This window comes from Kitasatospora sp. NPDC057904, assembly GCF_042887925.1.
Lineage (GTDB): Bacteria > Actinomycetota > Actinomycetes > Streptomycetales > Streptomycetaceae > Kitasatospora.
On the sequence record NZ_JBHVOL010000003.1, the window covers coordinates 1 to 21,446 of the forward strand.

Consider the following 21,446-nt stretch of genomic DNA (forward strand, 5'->3'; position numbering starts at 1 on the left):
CGTCGTGACGACCGCGGCGACCGTCCCTCCGGTGGCGGTTTCAACCGTGACCGTGACGACCGCGGCGGCTTCCGTCGCGATGACCGTCCGGCCGGTGGTGGCTTCCGTCGTGACGACCGCCCGTCGGGTGGCTTCAACCGTGACCGCGACGACCGTCAGGGCGGCGGTTTCCGTCGCGATGACCGTCCGGCCGGCGGTGGCTTCCGCCGTGACGACCGCGGCGACCGTCCCTCCGGTGGCGGTTTCAACCGTGACCGCGATGACCGCGGTGGCTTCCGTCGCGATGACCGTCCCTCCGGTGGCGGCTTCCGCCGTGACGACCGCCAGGGTGGCGGCGGTTTCCGTCGCGACGACCGTGGCGGCCGTTTCGAGGGCCGTCGTGACGACCGCCGCGACGACCGTGGCGGCCGCGACTACGACGACCGCCGTGGCAACTACGAGCCCGTCAAGCGTCTGCCGATCCCGGAGGACGTCACCGGTTTCGAGATCGACGCGGACGTGCGCCAGGAGCTCAAGAGCCTGCCCAAGACGCTCGCCGACGACGTCGCCCGCAACCTGGTGATGGTCGCCCGCCTGCTCGACAGCGAGCCGGAGGAGGCGTACCAGTACTCGCGCGTCGCGCTCCGGCTGGCCTCGCGCGTCGCGGCCGTCCGCGAGGCGGCCGGCTTCGCCTCGTACATGACCCAGCGTTACTCCGAGGCGCTGACCGAGTTCCGCGCCGCCCGCCGGATGACCGGTCGCGTGGACCTGTGGCCGGTCATGGCCGACTGCGAGCGCGGTCTGGGCCGTCCGGAGCGGGCGCTGGCGATGGCCGGCGAGCCCGAGGTGAAGCAGCTGGACAAGGCCGGCCAGGTCGAGATGCGCCTGGTCGCGGCCGGTGCGCGCTCCGACATGGAGCAGTTCGACGCCGCCGTGGTGACGCTGCAGAGCCCGGAGCTGGCCTCCAGCGCCGTGCACCCGTGGACCGCGCGCCTGCGGTACGCCTACGCCGAGGCCCTGATCGCGGCTGGCCGGGCGGACGAGGCCCGTGAGTGGTTCGTGAAGGCCGTCGAGGCCGACACCGACGGTTCGACCAACGCCGCCGAGCGGCTGGCCGAGATCGACGGCGTCGAGTTCGTGGACGCGCTCGACCCCGAGCTGGAGGACGAGGCCGAGGAGGCCGAGGCCCCGGCGAAGAAGCGCGGCGGCGACGTGTCCGACGACCGCGTGATCTACGAGGACGAGGAGGACGTCGAGGAGTACTACGACGAGGACGACCTCGAGATCGACGAGGAGTTCGACGGCGTGGTGCCCGAGCGTTCTAAGGACGCCGAGGCCGAGGAGAAGATCGCGGCCGACGCGGCCGAGGCCGACGCCAAGAGCTGACGCGCGACCGACGAGTGAGGCCCTGCCGCACCCCGGGAGATTCCGGGGCGCGGCAGGGCCTCACTGCGTCAGGGCCCGGGCGCGTCAGCCCAGTTCGAGGTTGCGCAGCACCAGTCCGGTGGCCGGCTTCGGCCCGAAGGACGTGGACTTGCGCGGCATCGTGACGCCCTGTTCGGCGAGCCGCCGCACGACGCTCTCGCGCACCGGGTGCAGCAGGACGGCGGTGCCGCCGGTGCGGGCCGCCTCCCGTTCGGCGGCGACGGCGGTGTGCAGGTAGCCGATGTCGTCGGGGCCGTCGGGGACGTGCCAGGTGTGGTCGAGCAGGGTGGCGTGCAGGACGGTCGCGTCGAGGTGGCGCCACTCCTCGGGGCGGTCGCGCGGCACGGTCGCGTCGAGGAGGGCCTCCTCGGGCTCGCCGACGAGCCAGAAGACGCCGTCGCCGCCGGTCAGGACGAAGCCGTTGCCGCCGTGTCGTTTCTGCTCGGCGAGCGCCTGGAGGGCGGAGGCGAGCGGGCCCGGGATCTCCTTGACCTGCCACTGGTCGCCCAGCCGCTCCAGGGCCTCGGCGACCGGCAGCCGGTAGAGCACCCGGTGGATGGCCCGGACGCGCAGCGGGTAGCGGGCGGTGTCCACGAGGAGCACCATGCCGCGGTCCCACGGGCTGCGGGGCAGGTGGCGGTGCTCGCGCTGGAGGCGCAGGTACATCTCCCAGCGGTGGTGGCCGTCGGCGATCAGGGCCCGGCAGCGGGCGAGGTCGCGGCCGATCTCGGTGATGTCGTCGGGTGCGGTGACGGCCCAGAGGCGGTGGTGGGTGCCGTCGCTGGTGGCGGTGGTGAGCAGCGGTTCGTCGCGGACGGTGCGCTCGATGACGTCGGCCGCGCCGCCCTTGCCCCGGTAGGTGAGCAGGAGCGGTTCGAGGTTGGCGCGGGTGGTGCGCATGAGGCCGACCCGGTCGGCGACGGGCCGCGGCATCACGTCCTCGTGCGGGAGGACCACGCCGCCCTCGCGGCCGCTGACCGCGAGGGCGCCGATCAGGCCGCGCTGCAGCAGCTCGGGGGAGTCGGCGGTGGCGGGCACGCGCTGCTCGTAGACGTAGAGCGCGGGCTCGGGGTCGGCGGCGAGGACGCCCTCGCGCTGCCAGTCGCTCAGCAGCCGGGCGGCGTGCCGGTAGCGGGTGTCGCGGTCGGGGCGGTCGCCGCTGTCCTCGGGCTCGGGGCGCGGCAGGATCAGCCGGACCACGTTGTGCGGGTCGGCGGTCTCCAGGTCGAGCCGGCGGCCGGGGTCGACGACGTCGTACGGGGGTGAGGTGACCGCGGCCAGCGTGCCGACCCGGTCGGGGACGTAGCGCAGGCCCCGGAACGGGGACAGGGACAGACCTGCGGTGGCGACGTGCCCGGGATCGCCGGGGCCGCCCTGCGGAGTCTCGGCTCCGTCTTCTGCACTGGAGGTGCTCATTCTGGGCATCGTAACCGGGTACGCGTTGTTGAGAGATCGGAACACCTGTGCCGGTCGGTGGGACGGGTGGGCGACCGAGGGGCGAACGAGGGCGAGGTACGGCATGAACGACGGGTGGAACCAGGTGGACGACGGCGCTCCGGTCCAGCCTGGTGGTGGGGACGGCGCCACCGGTGGCGGCGCCGCCGGGGCGGGCGGCGTCCCGGCGCAGCGGCCGGGCGAGCCCGCCGGGGACGTGTACGAGTGGTTCCGCCGGGGCGGGAAGCTGCTGGCCCAGGGGCACCCGGCGGCGGCCGAGCAGCTGCTGGCCCGGGCGGCGGCGGCCGAGCCGCACTCGCGGAGCATCCGGGAGTCGCTGGCGCGGGCGCAGTTCGACGCGGGTTCGTACGCGGCGGCGCTGGAGAACTTCCAGGCCGTTGCGCTGGCGGATCCCTCCGACGACTACGCTCAGTTCGGGTGGGGCGTCGCGGCGGCCCGGCTGGGCGACTTCGAGACGTCCGCCGAGCACCTGGCGCTGGCCGTGGCGATGCGGCCGGAGGCCGAGCACTACCGGGCGGCGCTGCGGCAGACCCGGGCCACCCTGGCGGCCCGCGCCGGGGCGTTCGGCCCGCTGCTGCCCGGGGCGCCCGGGTACCTGGAGCCCCCGGCGGGCGGGTCCGGCGGCGCTGCCGACGGGAGCGCGGCCGGCGTCGACGATGACGCGTGACCGGCGGGCCCGTCACCGCGGTGAACGACGCACCGGACGCAGTGAACGACGACGCAGTGAACGACGACGCAGTGAACGACGACGCAGAACGACGACGCAGTGAATGAGGTAGAGCAGGCATGACCGAGACGGCCACCCCCGTGCGACGGACCGCCCCCGGGAGCAGCGAGCGCCCGCTCACCGAGGCGTACGACACGGCCCTGCTGGACCTCGACGGCGTGGTGTACGCCGGACCGCACGCGATCGAGCACGCCGTGGACGCGCTGGACGCCGCGCGCGCGGCCGGGATGCGCCTCGCGTACGTGACGAACAACGCCTCCCGGCCGCCCCGGGTGGTGGCCGGGCACCTGACCGAGCTGGGCGTGCCGGCCGAGCCCGCCGACGTGATCAACTCGGCGCAGGCCGCCGCCCGACTGGTCGCCGAGAAGGTGCCGGCCGGGTCGAAGGTGCTGGTCGTGGGTGGTCTCGGGCTGGAGGAGGCGCTGGCCGAGCGCGGTCTGGTGGCGGTCCGGACGCTCGACGAGGAGCCGCTCGCGGTGGTCCAGGGCTACGACCCGTCGGTCGGCTGGGCGCAGCTGGCGGAGGCCTCGTACGCGGTGCAGCGCGGGCTGCCGTGGGTGGCGTCCAACACCGACCTGACGGTGCCGACGGCCCGGGGCATCGCGCCCGGCAACGGGACGCTGGTGGCGGCGGTGCGCGCGGCGACCGGGGTGGAGCCCGAGGTCGCGGGCAAGCCGCTGCCGCCGATGCACCGCGAGACGGTGCTGCGGACGGGGGCCGAGCGGCCGCTGGTCGTGGGCGACCGGCTGGACACCGACATCGAGGGCGCGTTCAACGGCGGGGTGGACAGCCTGCTGGTCTTCACCGGGGTGACGACGGCGGCACAGCTGCTCACGGCCCCGGTCGAGCACCGTCCGACGTACCTCGCGGCGGACCTGCGCGGCCTGCTGGAGCCGCACCCGGCGGTGGAGGCGGCCGAGGGCGGCTTCGCCTGCCGGGGCTGGATCGCGCGCGCCGAGGAGGGCGTGCTGCGGCTGGACGGCGCCGGGGCGGACCGCTGGGACGGCCTGCGGGCGCTGTGCGCGGCCTCCTGGGCGGCGCTGGACGCGGACGGCGAGCCGGCCGACGGGCGGAAGGCGCTCGCCGAGCTGGGCTTCTGACCTTCCAGGCGGCTTCGGGGCCTTCGGGCGGGGTCTTCGGGCGGCGGCCCGGTCAGAGCAGGGTGCGCAGCCGCAGGAGGTCGCGGAAGCCCGCCTCCAGCCTGATCCGGCCGCTCGCCCACGCGGAGGCGAAGTTGAGCCCGCCGCCGACGAGGGCGACCAGGTCGTCGCTGGCCATGGTGAGCCGGATCTCCGCCTTCTCGGCGGGAGTGCCGGGCACCGGGACGACGTCCTGGATCCGGCCGTCGCGCAGGCGGCCGGTGAAGGTCAGGTCGAGGTCGGTGATCCGGCAGGAGAGGGAGCGGTCGAGGGCGGCGGCCTTGCGGACGTCGCCGGTGGACTTCGCCATGTTCCGGCTGAGCTGTTCCAGTGCCTCGCGGCACTCCTCGGCGTTGGCCATGGCGGTGGGTCCCTCCCTGGGCGTCCCGGGTTCCGGTGGCCGACGGCGGCGGCCGGCGCGGGGCCACGGTACCGCAGGCGGGTTTTGGCGGTAGCGTCGTCAGTGGGGCGCCCGGTACCGGCCGGGGGCCGACGGCGACGGAGCGATGCGCGCAGGCGCTAAGGAGGCACCCGGATGCTGCCGAGGACGGTGCGGGGAGTGGTGGAGGCCGCGGCCGTGGTGGTGGAGGAGGTCGGCAAGCGGGTCGTCGGGACGGCGGCCACGATCCTGGAACGGACCGGGGTCGACGTCGCCGAGGTCGAGCGCCGGCTGGGCGGGCAGTTCCCGCCGTCGGCCAAGCAGTTGCAGACCCTCGCGGAGGAGGCGGTCACCGCCGGGCGGGCCGGGGTGGACCTGGCCGTCGGGGTGGCGCGCGGCGAGGTGGAGAAGGCCTTCGAGAGGGTCGGCGACCAGGTGACGAAGGTCGGCGTGGTGCTGGCGTACCTGGAGAGCAAGCTGCGCGAGGTCGAGGAGGACGCCGTCCCGGCGGCGCGGCCCGCGGCGGAGGCGCAGGACGAGGAGCCCGTGCCGGCGCCGCGTGCGGACGGCCTGTTCGGCCGCGGCTGGGAGCAGCGGCACGAGCCGCCGGCCCGTGCGGTGGGCGAGCCGATAGCGGCGGAGCGGGTGGAGGTGGACGAGCCGGTGGAGGTCGATCCGCCGGTGGCGCCGGCGCATTCGGCGGCCAGGAAGCCGCCGGTGCGGAAGGCTCCCGCCGAGGAGTCCGCGTCCGAGCCCGCCACGAAGGCGGCCGCCAAGCCCGCCGCGAAGAAGACGGCCGCGAAGAAGACGGCCGCGCAGGCCTCGGCGGCCAAGACCACGATGGCCAAGACCACGGCGGTGAAGAAGACGGCCGTGAAGAAGACCGCCACCGCGAAGAACACCGCTGCCAAGAACACCGCAGCCAAGAAGACGGCCGCCGCCGACGCGCCCGCCAAGCGCACCGCGACGAAGAAGACCACCGTCCGCAAGGCCACCAGCACGAAGAAGCCCGATGCCTGACGCCCCCGCCCCGGCCCCCGTCCCCGGTGCCGCCCCCGAGCCGCTCGGCGTCGACCTGGCCCCGACCGGCCACCCCGCCGTGGACGCCGGGCTGGCCCGGCTGGAGGCGTTGGACGGGGTGCCCGCCGAGGCGCACGTCGCGGTGTACGAAGATGTTCACCGGCGCTTCGCCGACGCGCTGGCCGCGCTCGACGGGGACTGACCCGCACCACCCGTACGACCCGCACCACCGACCCGCACGACCCGTAGGAGCTGAAACACCAGTGGCAGTGGCACGACGCCGTCTCGACGCGGAGCTGGTCCGCCGCAAGCTGGCCCGGTCGCGCGAGCACGCGTCCGAGCTGATCGCGGCGGGCCGGGTGACCGTCGGCGGTACCACCGCGACCAAGCCGGCCACCCAGGTGGAGACCTCGGCGGCGGTCGTCGTGGCCAAGGACGACAACGACCCCGACTACGTGTCGCGCGGCGGCCACAAGCTGGCCGGGGCGTTCGCGGCGTTCGTGCCGCAGGGCCTGGTGGTCGAGGGCCGCCGGGCGCTGGACGCGGGCGCGTCCACCGGCGGGTTCACCGACGTGCTGCTGCGGGCCGGCGCGGCCGGCGTGCTGGCGGTGGACGTCGGCTACGGGCAGCTCGCGTGGTCGCTGCAGAGCGACGAGCGGGTGACGGTGATGGACCGCACCAACGTCCGCGAGCTGACCCTGGAGATGATCGGCGGCACCCCGGTCGACCTGGTGGTCGGCGACCTGTCGTTCATCTCGCTGGGCCTGGTGCTGCCGGCCCTGGCCGGGTGCGCGGCCGCGGACGCGGACCTCGTGCTGATGGTCAAACCGCAGTTCGAGATCGGCAAGGAACGCCTGGGCAGCGGCGGCGTGGTGCGCAGCCCGCAGCTGCGCGCCGAGATGGTTCGCCAGGTCGCGGCGCAGGCGTGGGAGCTGGGGCTGGGCGTGCGGGCGGTCACCGCGAGCCCGCTGCCGGGGCCGTCCGGGAACGTCGAGTACTTCCTGTGGATGCGCCGGGACGCCCCGCGACTGGACCCGGCGGAGGCGGACCGGGCCGTCGCGGAGGGCCCCCGATAGGGTGCTCGGGGGACGTCGGGTCCGTCATGCTGTGTGATTGCTGGGTGACGCGACCGCACCGGGCCGAGGGCGACCCGGCAGGCGTGAGGGAGAGGGCAGCGGCATGAGCGATGAAGAACGTACGGTCTTCCTGATCGCGCACACCGGCCGGGAGGCGGCGCTGCGCAGCGTCGAGGGCCTGGTGCACGGGCTGCTGAAGGCGGGCGTCCGGATCAGGCTGCTGGCGGCCGAGGCGGTGGGCCTGGACCTGCCGGACGGGGTCGAGAAGGTCGCCGGCGGGCCGGGTGCGGCGGACGGCTGCGAGCTGATCCTGGTCGCGGGCGGCGACGGCACGCTGCTGCGCGGGGCGGAGCTGGCGCGCGAGCACGGGCTGCCGATGCTCGGGATCAACCTGGGCCGGGTCGGCTTCCTCGCGGAGGCCGAGCGGGACGACCTCGCGGTCGTGGTCGAGCGCGTGGTGAAGGCCGACTACGAGGTCGAGGAGCGGATGACGATCGACGTCATCGTCCGCACCAACGGCGACGTGGTGCACCAGGACTGGGCGTTGAACGAGGCTTCGATCGAGAAGGCGTCCCGGGAGCGGATGCTGGAGGTGGTGACCGAGGTGGACGGCCGTCCGGTCTCCAACTTCGGCTGCGACGGGGTGGTCTGCGCGACGCCGACGGGTTCGACGGCGTACGCCTTCTCGGGCGGCGGGCCGGTGGTGTGGCCGGAGGTGGAGGCACTGCTGATGGTGCCGATCTCGGCGCACGCGCTGTTCGCGCGCCCGCTGGTGACCTCGCCGGACTCGGTGCTGGCGGTCGAGGTGCAGCCGAAGACCCCGCACGGCGTGCTGTGGTGCGACGGGCGGCGCTCGGTCGAACTGCCCGCCGGCGCGCGGGTGGAGGTGCGCCGGGGGCAGACGCCGGTGCGGCTGGCGCGGCTGCACCGGGCGCCGTTCACCGACCGGCTGGTGGCCAAGTTCGCGCTGCCGGTGACGGGTTGGCGCGGGCGCTCGAACACGCCCTGCTGATCCGGGGATCCGGGGATCCGGAGAACCGGGGCGGCGTCACACGGCCAGCGGCTGGCTGTCGTCCGCCGTGCCGAACCGGCCGCCGCTGCCCGCCTGCGCGGCGACGGCGGCGAGCCGTTCGACGGCGGCGGGCACGGCGGGCGCCGGCACGGTGAGCGGGATCCGGACGTGGTGCTCGAACGCGCCGTCCGCACCGAACCGGTTGCCGGAGGCGATCCGCACCCCGCCGCGCTCCCCGGCGAGCGCGAGCGCGGCGCCGGACAGGCCGTCGGTGGAGACCCAGAGCGAGAGGCCGCCGGGCGGCGGCGCGTAGCTCCAGCCGGGCAGGTGGCGCGGCAGCGCGGCGCCGAACGCGTCGGCGGTGGCCCGCAGCCGGTCGAGCTGGTGGGCGCGGACGGCGGGGAGGGTCTCGCCCATCAGGTCGGCGGCGATCAGCTGGTCCAGCACCGGGGTGCCGACGTCGCTGTAGACCCGCTCGGAGGCCAGCCGGCGCACCAGCGCGGGCGCGGCCCGCACCCAGCCGATCCGCAGGCCGCCCCAGAGCAGTTTGCCCGCCGACCCGACGGTGACCACCTGGGCGGTGCGGTCCAGCGCGGCCATCGGGCGCGGCACCGGCGCGTCGGGCGGCACGCCCCAGCCGAGTTCGGCGGTGGTCTCGTCGACCAGGACGACCGTGCCGGCCGTGCGGGCGGCGGCGAGCAGCTCGCGGCGCTGGTCCTCGGGGATCAGCGCGCCGGTCGGGTTGTGGAAGTCCGGCAGGACGTAGGCGAGCCGGGGCGCGGCGCCGTGCAGCACCCGGCGCCACTCGGCGAGGTCCCAGCGCGGCCCGCGCAGCGGCCCGTCCGGCCACGCGTACGGGACGGGCACCAGCCGCGCCTCGGCGAGCCGCAGGGCCTGGAGGGTGTGGGCGTAGGTGGGCGCCTCGACGGCGACGCGGTCGCCGCGGCCGATCAGCACCCGCTGGAGCAGGTGGAGGCCGCCCATCGCGCCGGTGGTGATCAGGATCTGGTCGGGGGTGGTCGGCAGGCCGCGCTCGGTGAAGCGGCGGGCGACGGCCTCGCGGAGCACCGGGACGCCGGTGGGGTAGTGGCCGTGCCCGGCGGCGTAGCGGGGCAGCTGCTCGACGGCGCGGGCGGCGGCCTCGCCGAGGAAGGGCTGCGGGGCGGGCAGGGCGGCGACGCCGAGGTCCAGGGTGCGGTTCTGCTCGTCCGGCGGGACGGGGTGCAGGGCGTCGCTGGGCGGCGGGGCGCCCTCGGGCAGGGTGGTCCAGCTGCCGGAACCGCGGCGGCTGCGCAGGTAGCCGTCGGTGCGCAGCGCCTCGTAGGCGGTGGCGACGGTGGTGCGGCTGAGCTCCAGGGCGGTGGCGAGTTCGCGTTCGGCGGGCAGGCGGGCGCCGACCGGCAGGCGGCCCTCGGTGACCAGCAGCCGGATCTGGCCGGCCAGGGTGCGGTAGGCGGGCCGGCGGGCGGTGGCCGGGGCGGGCAGTCGGGCGGTGGAGAGGAGCCGGGCGAGCGCCGGGGGAGTGACGGTGGTGTGCCAGTCGGCCATGGGTGATCAGTCCACTTGCTCGGGATTGGCCCTGGAGTGGGCCAGTTTGGCCCGCTCATCATGACAGGGCGGCCGTCGAGGCCGCCACCACCGGGGCCGTCCCCCCCCGGGGTGCGGCACCACCGCAGGAGCACCATTGGCCACCACCGCGACCCCGACCGCCGTCCCGTCCGGGCGGGCCCCGCTCGCCGTCCGCGTGCTCGGCGACACCCATGCGCTCGGCCGCCGCCTCCCGCAGCTCTTCGGCGGCCTCGCGCTGTACGGCGCGAGCATGGCGCTGATGCTCCGCTCCGGCCTTGGCCTCGACCCCTGGGACGTCCTGCACCAGGGCCTCCAGCGCGCCCTCGGCCTGACCGTCGGCGCCTGGGTGACGATCTGCGGCGCGCTCGTCCTCCTGCTGTGGATCCCGCTGCGCCAGCGGCCGGGCCTCGGCACCGTCGCCAACGTGCTGGTGATCGGCGCCGCCATGGACCTCACCCTCACCGTCGTCGGCGGGGTCGGTGCGCTGCCCGCCCGGATCGCCCTGATGACCGCCGCGGTCCTGCTCAACGGCCTGGCCAGCGGCCTCTACATCGGCGCCCGCCTCGGCCCGGGCCCGCGCGACGGCCTGATGACCGGCCTGCACCGGCGCACCGGCCGCTCGCTGCGGCTCATCCGCACCGGCATCGAACTGACCGTGCTCGCCGCCGGGATCCTCCTCGGCGGCACCGCCGGGGTCGGCACCGTCGTGTACGCGCTGGCCATCGGCCCGCTGGTGCAGTTCTTCCTGCCCTGGTGCACCGCGCCCGGCCCGGGGCAAACCTCCCGGAAGGGATGAACTTCCGGGCACGGAGTTGCCGCGCGCCGTTGCCGCTCGTCGCGCGCCGGGGGTGGAACCTCGTAAGGTCGTCTCCGTGTTGGACGAGATGCGGATACGGGATCTTGGCGTCATCGACGACGCGGTGGTCGAACTGGCGCCCGGCTTCACCGCCGTGACCGGTGAGACCGGCGCGGGCAAGACCATGGTGGTGACCAGCCTCGGCCTGCTGCTGGGCGGCCGGGCCGACCCGGGGCTGGTGCGCAACGGCACCGGACGCGCCGTCGTCGAGGGCCGGCTCGAACTGCCCGCCGGCTCCCCGGCGGCGGCCCGCGCGATCGAGGCCGGGGCCGAACTGGACGACGGCGCCCTGCTGATCAGCCGCACCGTCTCGGCCGAGGGGCGCTCGCGGGCGCACGTCGGCGGCCGGTCCGTGCCGGTCGGGCTGCTCGCCGAACTCGGCGAGGACCTGATCGCGGTGCACGGCCAGACCGACCAGCAGCGGCTGCTGCGCCCGGCCCGCCAGCGCGGCGCGCTCGACCGGTACGCGGGCGAGACGGTCGCCGAGCCGCTGGCGCGCTACCGGGAGACCTACCGGGCGCTGCGCGAGGTCTCGGCGACCCTGGAGGAGCTGACCACCCGGGCCCGCGAGCGCGCCCAGGAGGCCGACCTGCTGCGCTTCGGGCTGGACGAGATCGCCGCCGCCGAGCCGGTGGCCGGCGAGGACGTCGAGCTGTCCGCCGAGGCCGAGCGCCTCGGCCACGCCGACGCGCTGTCCTCCGCCGCGACCCTCGCCCACGCCGCCCTGGCCGGTGACCCGGCCGACCCGGAGGCGCTGGACGCCGGCACCCTGCTCGCGCAGTCCCGCCGCGCCCTGGACGCCGTCCGCCACCACGACGAGCGGCTGGCCGCCCTGGCCGACCGCCTCAACGAGGTCGGCTACCTGCTCGCCGACGTGGCCGGCGACCTGGCCGGCTACGCGGACGACCTGGACGCCGACCCGGTGCGCCTGGCCGCCGTCGAGGAGCGCCGGGCCGCGCTGGCCCAGCTGCTGCGCAAGTACGGCGGTGCGGAGAACACCCTCGCCGAGGTGCTCGCGTGGGCCGAGGCCGGGTCCGCCCGGCTCGCCGAACTCGACGGCGACGACGACCGGATCGACGAGCTCGGCGCCCGGGAGACCGAGCTGCGCGCCGAGCTGGCCGAACTCGCGGCCGAGGTGTCGGCCGCCCGGCACGCCGCCGCCGGGCGCTTCGCCGAGGCCGTCTCCGCCGAACTCGCCGAACTGGCCATGCCGCACGCCCGGGTGACCTTCGCGATCTCCCTGGTCGACGACCTCGCCGGGATCGAGGTCGACGGCCGCACCGTCGCCTACGGCCCGCACGGCGTGGACGAGGTCGAGGTGCTGCTCGCCCCGCACCCCGGCGCCCAGCCCCGCCCGATCGCCAAGGGCGCCTCCGGCGGTGAGCTGTCCCGGGTGATGCTCGCCGTCGAGGTGGTCTTCGCCGGCGCCGACCCCGTCCCCACCTACCTGTTCGACGAGGTGGACGCGGGTGTCGGCGGCAAGGCCGCGGTCGAGATCGGCCGCCGGCTCGCCAAGCTGGCCGAGTCCGCCCAGGTCGTGGTCGTCACCCACCTCCCGCAGGTCGCCGCGTTCGCGGACCGGCACCTCGTCGTGGAGAAGACCAACGACGGCACCGTGACGCGCAGCGGCGTCAAGGTGCTCAACGACGAGGAGCGGGTGCGGGAGCTCTCCCGGATGCTGGCCGGCCTGGAGGACTCCGAGCTGGGCCGCGCCCACGCCGAGGAGTTGCTGGCCGCCGCCCGGGCCCCGCGCCGGCGCTAGCCGGCCCCTTCGCCGGGTCCGGCGGCCCTCGCGGCACGACGACGCGCCCCCGGTGGCGCCGACTGTCCAAGAGGGCCGCCGACCTGGCATGGTGGCGGCTGGACACTGGCTTTCCAGTCCCGAGCGCCGCCGGCGGGCAACCCCCGCAGCGGGGCGCGCGAACCTGATCGAGTCGGATGCGAGACGACGTGGACCATTCCGCCGCCCGGGTCACCCCGGCCGCCCCCGAGCCGGGCCAGCTGCACGTGGTGCTCGTCCTGGCCGCCAGCACCGGCGGGATCGGTGCCCATGTCCGCTCCCTCGCCCAGGGCCTGGTCGCGCACGGGGTCGGCGTCACGGTCTGCGCCCCGGCCGGCACGGACGCGCTGTTCGGCTTCTCCCGCACCGGCGCCCGGTTCCACACCGTCGACATCACCCCCACCGCGGGCGCCCGCAGCGACGCCACCGCCATCGGCGAGCTGCGCCGCGCCTTCACCGGCGCCGACGTGGTGCACGCCCACGGCCTGCGCGCCGGGCTGCTCTCCGACCTCGCGCTGCGCACCGCCGGCCGCTTCCCGGGCCTGCGCCCGGAGACGCCGCTGGTGGTCACCTCGCACCACGCGCTGCTGGCCACCGGCATGGAGCGCCGCCTCCAGCGGCTCATGGAGCGCCGGGTGGCGCGCGCCGCCGACCTCGTCCTCGGGGCCTCCTCCGACCTCGTCGCCCGGGCCCGCGAGCTGGGCGCCACCGACGCCCGGCTCGGCCCGGTGGCCGCCCCGCCGATGCCCGAGGGACGGCTCGACCGGGCCTCGGCGCGGGCCGCGCTGCTCGGCGGGGGCCCGGACCGGCCGCTGGTGCTGGCGGTCGGCCGGCTCGTCCCGCAGAAGGCCTTCGGGCTCCTGCTGGACGCCACCCGCGAACTGTCCGCGCTGGACCCGCAGCCGCTGCTGCTGCTCGCCGGGGACGGCCCGGAGGCGGGCGCGCTGCGCGAGCGGGTCGCCGCGGAGAAGCTGCCGGTGCGGCTGCTCGGCTACCGCACCGACGTGCCCGACCTGCTGTCGGCCGCCGACGTCGTGGTCGTCTCCAGCCGCTGGGAGGCCCGCTCGCTGGTCGTCCAGGAGGCGATGCGGGCCGGCGTGCCGGTGGTCGCCACCGCCGTCGGCGGGATCCCCGAACTGGTCGGCGACGCGGCCGTGCTGGTGCCCGCAGGCGACCCGGCCGCGGTCGGCCGGGCCGTGCGCGAGCTGCTGGCCGACCCGCGGCGCCGGGAGCGGCTGGTGGCGGCCGGCCGCCAGCAGGCCGAGACCTGGCCGGACGAGGCCGCCACCGTCGCCCAGGTGCTGAGCACCTACGACGAGCTGGTCCAGCGCGCCTAGGGGGTCAGACGGTCGCCTGCTCCACCCGCTCGCCGGCGTGGCCGTCGGGCTGGGCCGACAGGTAGGCGCCGCCGCAGGCGGTCAGGCGCAGCGCGGTGTCGATCAGCGGGACGTGGCTGAAGGCCTGCGGGAAGTTGCCGACCTGGCGCTTCTCGCGCGGGTCCCACTCCTCGGCGAGCAGGCCGAGGTCGTTGCGCAGCCCGAGCAGCCTGTCGAACAGCTCGCGGGCCTCCTGGACCCGGCCGATCATGGCGAGGTCGTCGGCCAGCCAGAACGAGCAGGCGAGGAAGGCCCCCTCGTGGCCGGAGAGGCCGTCGACGTTGCTGCCGCTCTCGTCGTGGGTGGGGTAGCGGAGCACGAAGCCGTCCTCGGTGGACAGTTCGCGCTGGATGGCCTCGATGGTGCCGATGACGCGCTTGTCGTCCGGCGGGAGGAAGCCGACCTGGGGGATGAGCAGCAGCGAGGCGTCCAGTTCCCGGCCGCCGTAGTACTGGGTGAAGGTGTTGCGCTCGGGGTCGTAGCCCTTCTCGCAGACGTCCCGGTGGATGGTGTCGCGCAGCTCGCGCCAGCGCTCCAGCTGGTCGTCGCCGGGGGCGTCCTCGGGGGTCTGCTCCAGCAGCTTGATGGTGCGGTCGACGGCGACCCAGGCCATCACCTTGGAGTGGACGAAGTGCCGGCGCGGGCCGCGGACCTCCCAGATGCCCTCGTCCGGGTTCTGCCAGTGGTCCTCCAGGTACCCGATCAGGCGCAGCTGGAGGTGGTGGGCGTGGTCGTTGCGGACCAGGCCGGTCATGTGGGCCAGGTGCAGGGCCTCGACGACCTCGCCGTAGACGTCGAGCTGGAGCTGGCCGGCGGCGCCGTTGCCGATCCGCACGGGCTGGGAGTTCTCGTAGCCGGGCAGCCAGTCCAGCGAGGACTCGGTGAGCTCGCGCTCGCCCGCGATGCCGTACATGATCTGCAGGTTCTCCGGGTCGCCGGCGACCGCGCGCAGCAGCCACTCGCGCCAGGCGCGGGCCTCGTCGCGGTAGCCGGTGCGCAGAAGCGAGGAGAGGGTGATCGCGGCGTCGCGCAGCCAGGTGTAGCGGTAGTCCCAGTTGCGCTCGCCGCCGATGTCCTCGGGCAGGGAGGTGGTGGGGGCGGCGACGATGCCGCCGGTGGGGGCGTAGGTGAGGCCCTTGAGGGTGATCAGCGAGCGGATCACGGCCTCGCGGTAGGGGCCCTGGTAGGTGCACTGCTCGGCCCACTCGTGCCAGAAGTCGGCGGTGGCGTCGAGCATCGCCTCGGCGTCCGGGGCCTTCGGGGCGTCCAGGTGGGAGGCCTGCCAGGTGAGGGCGAAGGCGATCCGCTCGCCGGCGGTGACGGTGAAGTCGGCGTAGGTCGTGAGGTTGCGGCCGTAGGTGTCGGCCTCGCCGTCCAGCCAGACCGAGTCGGGCCCGGCGACGGCGACGGTGCGGTGGCCGCCGTCGGCCTGCTCGACCCGGTGCACCCAGGGCACGATGCGGCCGTAGGAGAAGCGCATCCGCACCGCCGAGCGCATCCGGACGGTGCCGGCCACGCCCTCGACGATCCGGATCACCTGGGGGACGGCGTCCTTGCCGGCCAGCGGGCGCGGCGGCATGAAGTCGATCACCCGGACGGTGCCGCCCTGGGAGTCCCACTCCTGCTCCAGGATCAGCGAGTCGCCCCGGTAGCGGCGGCGGTCGGCGGGCACGGCGGGAGCGGCGGCGGTCGGCGGGGGGACCCGCAGGTCGGCCGTGTCGGCGAAGCGGACCCGGCCGGTGACCGGGGCCGGGACGGCCGTGGGGGCGGGGACCTCGCTCGCGACGGCTTCGGCCGGGCCGATCCGCCAGAAGCCGTGTTCATCGGTGCCCAGCAGGCCGGCGAACACGGCCGGCGAGTCGAAGCGGGGCAGGCACAGCCAGTCGACCGCCCCGTCCCTGCTGACCAGGGCGGCGGTCTGCATGTCCCCGATGAGTGCGTAGTCCTCGATACGGCCGGCCACGTGGATCTCCAGTTCGCAATGTGGTCACGACGCATCGGCGATCCGAGGGGAGCGAGCGGTCTGCGGGGCCGGAGGCCCACCCCGGGACGTCCGGACCGCCGGTGGGTGGTGGCGGGCCTTGCCGGAGTGTCCGCGCGGGGCTCGGTGGAGCCCCCGGGGTGGGTGGGGGAGGAGCTGGATTACGGAGAGGTCCGGTCGCGCATCGGGGACCGGGAGCGTCCTGACCCTCCCACGCCCTCCGCGTGCTCGTGCTGTCGGCGATGCGTCCGTGCAGCTTACGACGGACGAAAGGGGCGAAGCACGCGGACGCAGCCCCGTGTGGCGCCACAATTCGGGGGAAATGCCGTGCATCGCGGAGGCGGCGTGAAGGATGGTCCGGACGGATCAGTTCCGCGTGGTCCGCCAGGAGGGGGTGGCATGGCCCGGTCGGGGAGTGCCGTCGTGGCCCGGTCCGGCGGTGGTGCGACCGGTGTGACGGATGCGCCGTACGGTGCGCCGGTGGTGCGCCCCGCGTGCGCCGTGTCGGCGGTGCGAGCGGCCGGGAAGGCGTCCGGGTCGGGTCACTGATACCCTGGTATCCCGTGGACCGGTGGGATCAAACGCCCCGGACCAGCCGAACCGACGACCCTTCGGGTGCCGTGCCTCACACCGCACCCCCTCGTCGCCCGGCGAGCCGGTGAGCCCCCACCCACGTCACTTTCGACACGCGACCCACGGGAGCCCCCTCTTGGCACAGCCCCATTCCGGCAAGGCAGCGAACGGCCGCGCCGTGACGACCAAGCACCTCTTCGTCACCGGGGGTGTCGCCTCTTCGCTCGGCAAGGGGCTCACCGCCTCCAGCCTCGGCGCCCTGCTCAAGGCCCGCGGACTGCGCGTCACGATGCAGAAGCTCGACCCGTACCTCAACGTGGACCCGGGCACCATGAACCCGTTCCAGCACGGTGAGGTCTTCGTCACCGACGACGGCGCCGAGACCGACCTGGACATCGGCCACTACGAGCGGTTCCTGGACACCAACCTGCACGGCTCGGCCAACGTGACCACCGGCCAGGTCTACTCCACCGTGATCGCCAAGGAGCGGCGCGGCGAGTACCTGGGCGACACGGTGCAGGTCATCCCGCACATCACCAACGAGATCAAGTCCCGGATCCGCCGCATGGCGACCGAGGACGTCGACGTCGTGATCACCGAGGTCGGCGGCACCGTCGGCGACATCGAGTCGCTGCCGTTCCTGGAGGCCGTCCGCCAGGTCCGCCACGAGGTCGGCCGGGACAACGTGTTCTTCGTGCACGTCTCCCTGCTGCCCTACATCGGCCCCTCGGGCGAGCTCAAGACCAAGCCCACCCAGCACTCCGTCGCCGCGCTGCGCAACATCGGCATCCAGCCCGACGCGATCGTGCTGCGCGCCGACCGCGAGGTCCCGCAGGCCATCAAGCGCAAGATCTCGCTGATGTGCGACGTGGACGAGGAGGCCGTGGTCGCGGCCATCGACGCCAAGTCGATCTACGACATCCCCAAGGTCCTGCACGGCGAGGGCCTGGACGCCTACGTGGTGCGCCGGCTCGACCTGCCGTTCCGCGACGTGGACTGGACCACCTGGGACGACCTGCTGCGCCGCGTCCACGAGCCGCAGCACATCGTCAAGGTCGCCCTGGTCGGCAAGTACATCGACCTGCCGGACGCCTACCTGTCGGTGACCGAGGCGCTGCGCGCCGGCGGCTTCGCCAACAACGCCCGGGTCGAGATCAAGTGGGTCACGTCCGACGACTGCGAGACGCCCGAGGGCGCCCGCGAGCAGCTCGGCGACGTGGACGCGATCTGCATCCCCGGCGGCTTCGGCGACCGCGGCGTCAACGGCAAGGTCGGCGCCATCACCTTCGCCCGCGAGAACAAGGTCCCGCTGCTGGGCCTGTGCCTGGGCCTGCAGTGCGTGGTCATCGAGGCGGCCCGCAACCTGGCCGGCCTGCCGGAGGCCAACTCCACCGAGTTCGACGCCGCCGCCAAGCACCCGGTGGTCTCCACCATGGCCGAGCAGCTGGCGATCGTCGACGGCAAGGGCGACCTGGGCGGCACCATGCGCCTCGGCCTCTACCCGGCCAAGCTCGCCGAGGGCTCGATCGTCCGTGAGGTCTACGGCGGCGAGCAGTACGTCGAGGAGCGCCACCGCCACCGCTACGAGGTCAACAACGCCTACCGCGCGGACCTGGAGAAGACCGGCCTGCAGTTCTCCGGCCTCTCGCCCAAGGGCGACCTGGTCGAGTACGTGGAGTACCCGCGCGAGGTGCACCCGTACCTGGTGGCCACCCAGGCCCACCCGGAGCTGAAGTCCCGTCCGACCCGCCCGCACCCGCTGTTCGCGGGCCTGGTCAAGGCGGCCATCGTGATCAAGACCGCGGCGTCCGAGTAGTCACACCCTCCTCGGCCCCGGTCGTTCACCCGACGGCGGTCCCGCGATTCCCGCGGGGCCGCCGTTCGGCGTTAGATTGTGTCGTACTGACGAAAAGGGGAGAGCGATGGACGACAGCAGCGACCGGGTGATCGCCGACGCGGCCGAGGAGTGGGAGGTCCGCGAGGGCCGTACGCCGTTCCAGGGCCGGGTCACCGGCGTGCGCAGCGAGGAGGTCCGGATGCCCGACGGCAGCTGGGCCCGCCGCGACTACCAGACTCACCCCGGCTCGGTGTCGGTGCTCGCCCTGGACGACAAGGAGCGGGTGCTCATCCTGCGCCAGTACCGCCACCCCGTCCGCCAGCGGCTCTGGGAGCTGCCGGCCGGCCTGCTCGACGTGCCCGGCGAGAACCCGTGGCACGCGGCCAAGCGGGAGCTGTACGAGGAGGCGCACGTCGAGGCCGGCACCTGGCGGGTGCTCGCCGACTACTACACCTCCCCGGGCGGCACCGACGAGGCGCTGCGGATGTTCCTCGCGACCGACCTGTCCGACGCCGAGGGCGAGCGCTACGCGGCCGAGGGCGAGGAGCAGGAGATCGAGACGGCCCGGGTGCCGGTGCCCGAGCTGATCCGGCTGATCCAGGCCGGGCGGCTGCACAACCCGACGCTGGTCACCGGCACGCTCGCGGTGCACGCCGCGCTGACGACTCCCGGCGGGCTGGACGCGCTGCGCCCGCCGGAGGCGCCCTGGCCGGCCCGGCCCTTCGAGGCCTGAGCCGGCCCTCCCGGGGCTCTCTCGGGGCCCGCTCGGGGCGTTCCCGGCGCTCCCGTTGATCCGGCGGGGTGATTTGCCGGTTCGTACGACCGGATGTCACCTCGGCCGGGCCGGACGGCGCAACTACGCTTCGCAGACAGGCGGTCCGTCCCGGGCCGCGCGCGCTGAGCACCGGACGACGTCGGGAGTGGGCACGGGTGGCGAGGAAGACGGTGACGATGGACGCCGGCCCCGGAGTGCCCGCCGGGTCCGTGCCCGGTGTGGAGCGGCTGCCGACGGGCCCCACGGTGTTCGCCGGGCGGCGCGCCGAACTGGCCGCGCTGCGGGCCGCCGCGGCCCGCCCGGCCGCCGGCCGCAGCCCGGTGCTCGTGCTTGCCGGGCGCCCCGGCTCGGGCCGTACCGCGCTCGCCGTGCGCTTCGCCCGCACCGTCGCCGCGGACTACCCCGACGGCGTGCTCTTCACCCGCCTGTCCGCGCCCGACGGCGCCCGGGTGCCGCCCGCCCGCGCCGCCCGCCTGCTGCTGGAGCAGCTCGACCCGGCCGCGGACGTGCCGCTGCCCGGCGCGGCCGAGGACGGGCGCGACGAACCGGCCTGCGTCGCGCTGCGCGAGGCCCTGACCGGCCGCCGGGTCCTGCTGCTGCTCGACGACGTCCGGGACGCCGGGCAGCTGTGGCCGCTGCTCGCCGACGAGCCCGGTTGCCTGGTGCTCGCCACCACCGCCGGGCCGCTCACCGGCATCGAGGACATCGACCCCGTCATCCTCGGCGGGCTCGACCGGCAGGCCTCCGGCGAGCTGCTCGCCGACCTGGTCGGCGGCACCCGGCTCTCCTGCGACCCGGTCGGCGGCGCCGACCTCGCCGAGGCCTGCGCCGCCCGGCCGGCCGCGCTGCGGCTGATGGCCGGGTGGCTGCGCGGCAACCCGAAGACGGCCGTCACGGACGCGGCGCGCGAGCTCGCGGGCGTCCTGGGCGAGGAGGCGGCCCGGCCGGCGGCGGACCGGCACAAGACGGCGAGGGACGGCGCGAAGGACGCCGGGAAGGACGCTCCGAACGACGTGGCGAAGGGGGCCGCGCAGAGCGTCGTGAACGGCGCCGTGAAGAGCGCCGCGCAGAGCGCCGCGAAGAGTGTCGTGAACGAGGGGAAGAAGGAGGAGAAGGCGGCGGCCCCGAAGGGCGCGAAGACCGCCAAGGGAGCCAGGGCGGGCAAGGGGACCAACAGCCTCAAGGACGCCAAGGGGGCCGGGACCGGCGCCGCCGCGGCGCCGGAGCCGCCCGCCGAACCGGCCACGGACCCGGCGGCCTGGGTCAAGCCCGCCCCGGAGCCCGCCGAGCCGGTGCCCGTCCCCGACAACGACCCGCTGGTCGGCGCGTTCACCCTGGTGTACCGCACGCTGCCGGCCGCCCAGGCGCGGATGCTGCGCACCCTCACCCTGGCCCCCGCCCAGACGGCCGACCCCCGCACCGCCTCCGCCCTGGTCGGCTGCCCGGCACCGGACGCCGCCGCGACGCTGGCCGCGCTCGCCGGGCGGGAACTGCTCGCCGAGGAGCCGCCGGCCCCCGACGGCACGCCGCGCTACCGGGTGCCCGCGCGGCTCTACCCGCGGCTCGTCCGGCTGCGCGAGCACGAGGACCGGCCCGCCGAGACCGAGCTCGCCCGGGCCCGGCTGCTGGAGCGGATGGTCCGGCTCACCGAGTCGGCCCGGGCGCTGCTCGACCCGGCCGCCGGCCCCGCACCGGACCCGCTGCCCGCCGCGCTGCGGCTGCGCTCGGCCGCGCACGCCCGGGAGTGGCTGCTCGGCGAGCGGGACCTCCTGCTCACCGCCGTCGGCGACGCGATCGGCCAGGGCGACCTCGACGGCTCGGCCGGGCGGCTGGTCACCGCGCTGCTGCGGGCGCTGCCGCTCACCGGCGGCGCCGCGCCCGCCGACCTGCACCGGCTGCACGAGCTGGTGCTGACCGTCGCCGAGCGCAACGGCCGGCCCCGGCGCGCCTCGGCCGCGCTGCTCAACCTGGGCGACCTGCAGGCCGCCGCCGGGCGCTGGGAGCTCGCCGGGACGCACTACCGGGCCGCCCTGGAGCACGCCCGCAGCGTCGGCGACCAGCCGCTCTGCGCGCGGGCGCTGGAGGGCGCGGCCGGGTGCCACCGGGCGCTCGGGGACGCCGTCCGCGCCGCCGACTGGTACGGGCGGGCGCTCGGGCTGCGGCAGTCGATGGGGGAGCAGGCGGCGGAGGCCCGGCTGCTCGCCCGGGTGGCCGAGGCGCACACCGCCCAGCGCCGTTTCGAGGAGGCCGAGCGCGAGTACCGCGCCGCCCTGGCGGTGCTGCGCAGGCTCGGCGACGAACGGGGCCGGGAGGCCGTCGGGGCCAGCCTCGCGGACCTGCGCGAACGCCTCTACGCCGGGTGGTGAGGGGCGGTTCAGGGGTATTGTCTTAGATGTCTGGTTCGGGCATCTTTGATGGGAAGATCGCGGTGGAAGCCTACGAACCTGCCAATGTGTCCGGCAAAATTAGTCACTTTGGAAGGCTGAC

General features: G+C 75.4%; 17 protein-coding genes and 1 pseudogene. 14 read left to right on the plus strand and 4 right to left on the minus strand.

Annotated features, from left to right (window positions below):
• Together ACFVSN_RS08910 and ACFVSN_RS08915 are read left to right on the plus strand one after the other, a co-directional pair.
• A pseudogene (locus tag ACFVSN_RS08910) lies at positions 1 to 562 on the plus strand (hypothetical protein); the annotation flags it as partial.
• A complete protein-coding gene (locus ACFVSN_RS08915; RefSeq protein WP_387954673.1) occupies positions 454 to 1,365 on the plus strand; it encodes a tetratricopeptide repeat protein in 912 nt (303 codons plus the stop codon). The pseudogene ACFVSN_RS08910 and the gene ACFVSN_RS08915, both read left to right, overlap by 109 nt.
• A gap of 84 nt (positions 1,366 to 1,449) precedes the next feature.
• On the opposite strand, the gene ACFVSN_RS08920 is transcribed toward ACFVSN_RS08915, so the two are convergent.
• The gene (locus ACFVSN_RS08920) at positions 1,450 to 2,820 is read right to left on the minus strand and encodes a DUF1015 family protein (RefSeq protein WP_387602427.1); all 1,371 of its coding nucleotides are present in this window, start codon (positions 2,818 to 2,820) and stop codon (positions 1,450 to 1,452) included.
• A gap of 103 nt (positions 2,821 to 2,923) precedes the next feature.
• Here ACFVSN_RS08920 and ACFVSN_RS08925 point away from each other — a divergent pair, with 103 nt between their 5' ends.
• Entirely contained in the window at positions 2,924 to 3,526 is a 603-nt protein-coding gene (locus tag ACFVSN_RS08925) for a tetratricopeptide repeat protein (RefSeq protein WP_380446346.1), read from the plus strand.
• A 119-nt stretch (positions 3,527 to 3,645) separates the two neighbouring features.
• The gene (locus tag ACFVSN_RS08930; RefSeq protein ID WP_380446347.1) at positions 3,646 to 4,686 is read left to right on the plus strand and encodes an HAD-IIA family hydrolase; all 1,041 of its coding nucleotides are present in this window, start codon (positions 3,646 to 3,648) and stop codon (positions 4,684 to 4,686) included.
• 52 nt (positions 4,687 to 4,738) lie between these two features.
• Here ACFVSN_RS08930 and ACFVSN_RS08935 read toward each other — a convergent pair whose 3' ends face one another.
• Positions 4,739 to 5,086, minus strand: a complete 348-nt coding sequence (locus ACFVSN_RS08935; protein ID WP_380499197.1) for an SCP2 sterol-binding domain-containing protein — start codon at positions 5,084 to 5,086, stop codon at positions 4,739 to 4,741.
• 174 nt (positions 5,087 to 5,260) lie between these two features.
• Here ACFVSN_RS08935 and ACFVSN_RS08940 point away from each other — a divergent pair, with 174 nt between their 5' ends.
• The 4 genes from ACFVSN_RS08940 (at position 5,261) to ACFVSN_RS08955 (ending at position 8,212) form a co-directional block, all read left to right on the plus strand.
• Positions 5,261 to 6,124 (plus strand): hypothetical protein, encoded by an 864-nt coding sequence (locus tag ACFVSN_RS08940; protein WP_387602431.1) that lies wholly within the window; start codon positions 5,261 to 5,263, stop codon positions 6,122 to 6,124.
• Positions 6,117 to 6,326, plus strand: coding sequence for a hypothetical protein (locus ACFVSN_RS08945; RefSeq protein WP_380509149.1), 210 nt, complete (start codon positions 6,117 to 6,119; stop codon positions 6,324 to 6,326). The genes ACFVSN_RS08940 and ACFVSN_RS08945 overlap by 8 nt, the downstream gene beginning before the upstream one ends.
• A 67-nt stretch (positions 6,327 to 6,393) precedes the next feature.
• Complete coding sequence (locus ACFVSN_RS08950; protein ID WP_380446362.1) at positions 6,394 to 7,200, plus strand: TlyA family RNA methyltransferase; 807 nt, start codon at positions 6,394 to 6,396, stop codon at positions 7,198 to 7,200.
• 103 nt (positions 7,201 to 7,303) lie between these two features.
• Positions 7,304 to 8,212, plus strand: a complete 909-nt coding sequence (locus ACFVSN_RS08955) for an NAD kinase (RefSeq protein WP_359965441.1) — start codon at positions 7,304 to 7,306, stop codon at positions 8,210 to 8,212.
• A gap of 36 nt (positions 8,213 to 8,248) precedes the next feature.
• Here the strand turns inward: ACFVSN_RS08955 and ACFVSN_RS08960 are convergent, their stop codons facing one another.
• Entirely contained in the window at positions 8,249 to 9,760 is a 1,512-nt protein-coding gene (locus tag ACFVSN_RS08960) for a PLP-dependent aminotransferase family protein (RefSeq protein WP_380509152.1), read from the minus strand.
• Between the two features lie 196 nt (positions 9,761 to 9,956).
• Between ACFVSN_RS08960 and ACFVSN_RS08965 the strand changes: the two genes are divergently transcribed.
• The 3 genes from ACFVSN_RS08965 to ACFVSN_RS08975 all read left to right on the plus strand — a co-directional run bounded on the left by ACFVSN_RS08965 (position 9,957) and on the right by ACFVSN_RS08975 (position 13,754).
• The gene (locus ACFVSN_RS08965; RefSeq protein ID WP_380446363.1) at positions 9,957 to 10,577 is read left to right on the plus strand and encodes a YitT family protein; all 621 of its coding nucleotides are present in this window, start codon (positions 9,957 to 9,959) and stop codon (positions 10,575 to 10,577) included.
• 88 nt (positions 10,578 to 10,665) lie between these two features.
• The gene (gene recN / locus ACFVSN_RS08970) at positions 10,666 to 12,399 is read left to right on the plus strand and encodes a DNA repair protein RecN (protein ID WP_380446364.1); all 1,734 of its coding nucleotides are present in this window, start codon (positions 10,666 to 10,668) and stop codon (positions 12,397 to 12,399) included.
• 176 nt (positions 12,400 to 12,575) lie between these two features.
• On the plus strand, positions 12,576 to 13,754 hold the full coding sequence (locus ACFVSN_RS08975; protein ID WP_380446352.1) for a glycosyltransferase family 4 protein: 1,179 nt from the start codon (positions 12,576 to 12,578) through the stop codon (positions 13,752 to 13,754).
• A 4-nt stretch (positions 13,755 to 13,758) separates the two neighbouring features.
• On the opposite strand, the gene ACFVSN_RS08980 is transcribed toward ACFVSN_RS08975, so the two are convergent.
• Positions 13,759 to 15,756 carry a glycoside hydrolase family 15 protein gene (locus tag ACFVSN_RS08980; RefSeq protein WP_387954221.1) on the minus strand — a complete coding sequence of 666 codons (1,998 nt, stop codon included), beginning with the start codon at positions 15,754 to 15,756 and terminating at the stop codon, positions 13,759 to 13,761.
• Positions 15,757 to 16,483: 727 nt separating this feature from the next.
• On the opposite strand from ACFVSN_RS08980, the gene ACFVSN_RS08985 reads away from it, so the two are divergent.
• From ACFVSN_RS08985 to ACFVSN_RS08995, 3 genes are all read left to right on the plus strand, one after another.
• Complete coding sequence (locus tag ACFVSN_RS08985; RefSeq protein WP_380446354.1) at positions 16,484 to 18,163, plus strand: CTP synthase; 1,680 nt, start codon at positions 16,484 to 16,486, stop codon at positions 18,161 to 18,163.
• 106 nt (positions 18,164 to 18,269) lie between these two features.
• Complete coding sequence (locus ACFVSN_RS08990; protein WP_380446355.1) at positions 18,270 to 18,917, plus strand: NUDIX domain-containing protein; 648 nt, start codon at positions 18,270 to 18,272, stop codon at positions 18,915 to 18,917.
• A gap of 197 nt (positions 18,918 to 19,114) precedes the next feature.
• Positions 19,115 to 21,325 carry a tetratricopeptide repeat protein gene (locus ACFVSN_RS08995; protein WP_387954223.1) on the plus strand — a complete coding sequence of 737 codons (2,211 nt, stop codon included), beginning with the start codon at positions 19,115 to 19,117 and terminating at the stop codon, positions 21,323 to 21,325.
• Positions 21,326 to 21,446 lie beyond the last annotated feature (121 nt).

Coding starts and splice junctions, on each gene's coding strand:
- ACFVSN_RS08935 (WP_380499197.1), bottom strand. CDS start 5,086: ATGGCCAACGCCGAGGAGTGCCGCGAGGCACTGGAACAGCTCAGCCGG.
- ACFVSN_RS08975 (WP_380446352.1), top strand. CDS start 12,576: ATGCGAGACGACGTGGACCATTCCGCCGCCCGGGTCACCCCGGCCGCC.
- ACFVSN_RS08990 (WP_380446355.1), top strand. CDS start 18,270: ATGGACGACAGCAGCGACCGGGTGATCGCCGACGCGGCCGAGGAGTGG.
- ACFVSN_RS08955 (WP_359965441.1), top strand. CDS start 7,304: ATGAGCGATGAAGAACGTACGGTCTTCCTGATCGCGCACACCGGCCGG.
- ACFVSN_RS08960 (WP_380509152.1), bottom strand. CDS start 9,760: ATGGCCGACTGGCACACCACCGTCACTCCCCCGGCGCTCGCCCGGCTC.
- ACFVSN_RS08920 (WP_387602427.1), bottom strand. CDS start 2,820: ATGAGCACCTCCAGTGCAGAAGACGGAGCCGAGACTCCGCAGGGCGGC.
- recN (WP_380446364.1), top strand. CDS start 10,666: ATGCGGATACGGGATCTTGGCGTCATCGACGACGCGGTGGTCGAACTG.
- ACFVSN_RS08930 (WP_380446347.1), top strand. CDS start 3,646: ATGACCGAGACGGCCACCCCCGTGCGACGGACCGCCCCCGGGAGCAGC.
- ACFVSN_RS08940 (WP_387602431.1), top strand. CDS start 5,261: ATGCTGCCGAGGACGGTGCGGGGAGTGGTGGAGGCCGCGGCCGTGGTG.
- ACFVSN_RS08925 (WP_380446346.1), top strand. CDS start 2,924: ATGAACGACGGGTGGAACCAGGTGGACGACGGCGCTCCGGTCCAGCCT.
- ACFVSN_RS08945 (WP_380509149.1), top strand. CDS start 6,117: ATGCCTGACGCCCCCGCCCCGGCCCCCGTCCCCGGTGCCGCCCCCGAG.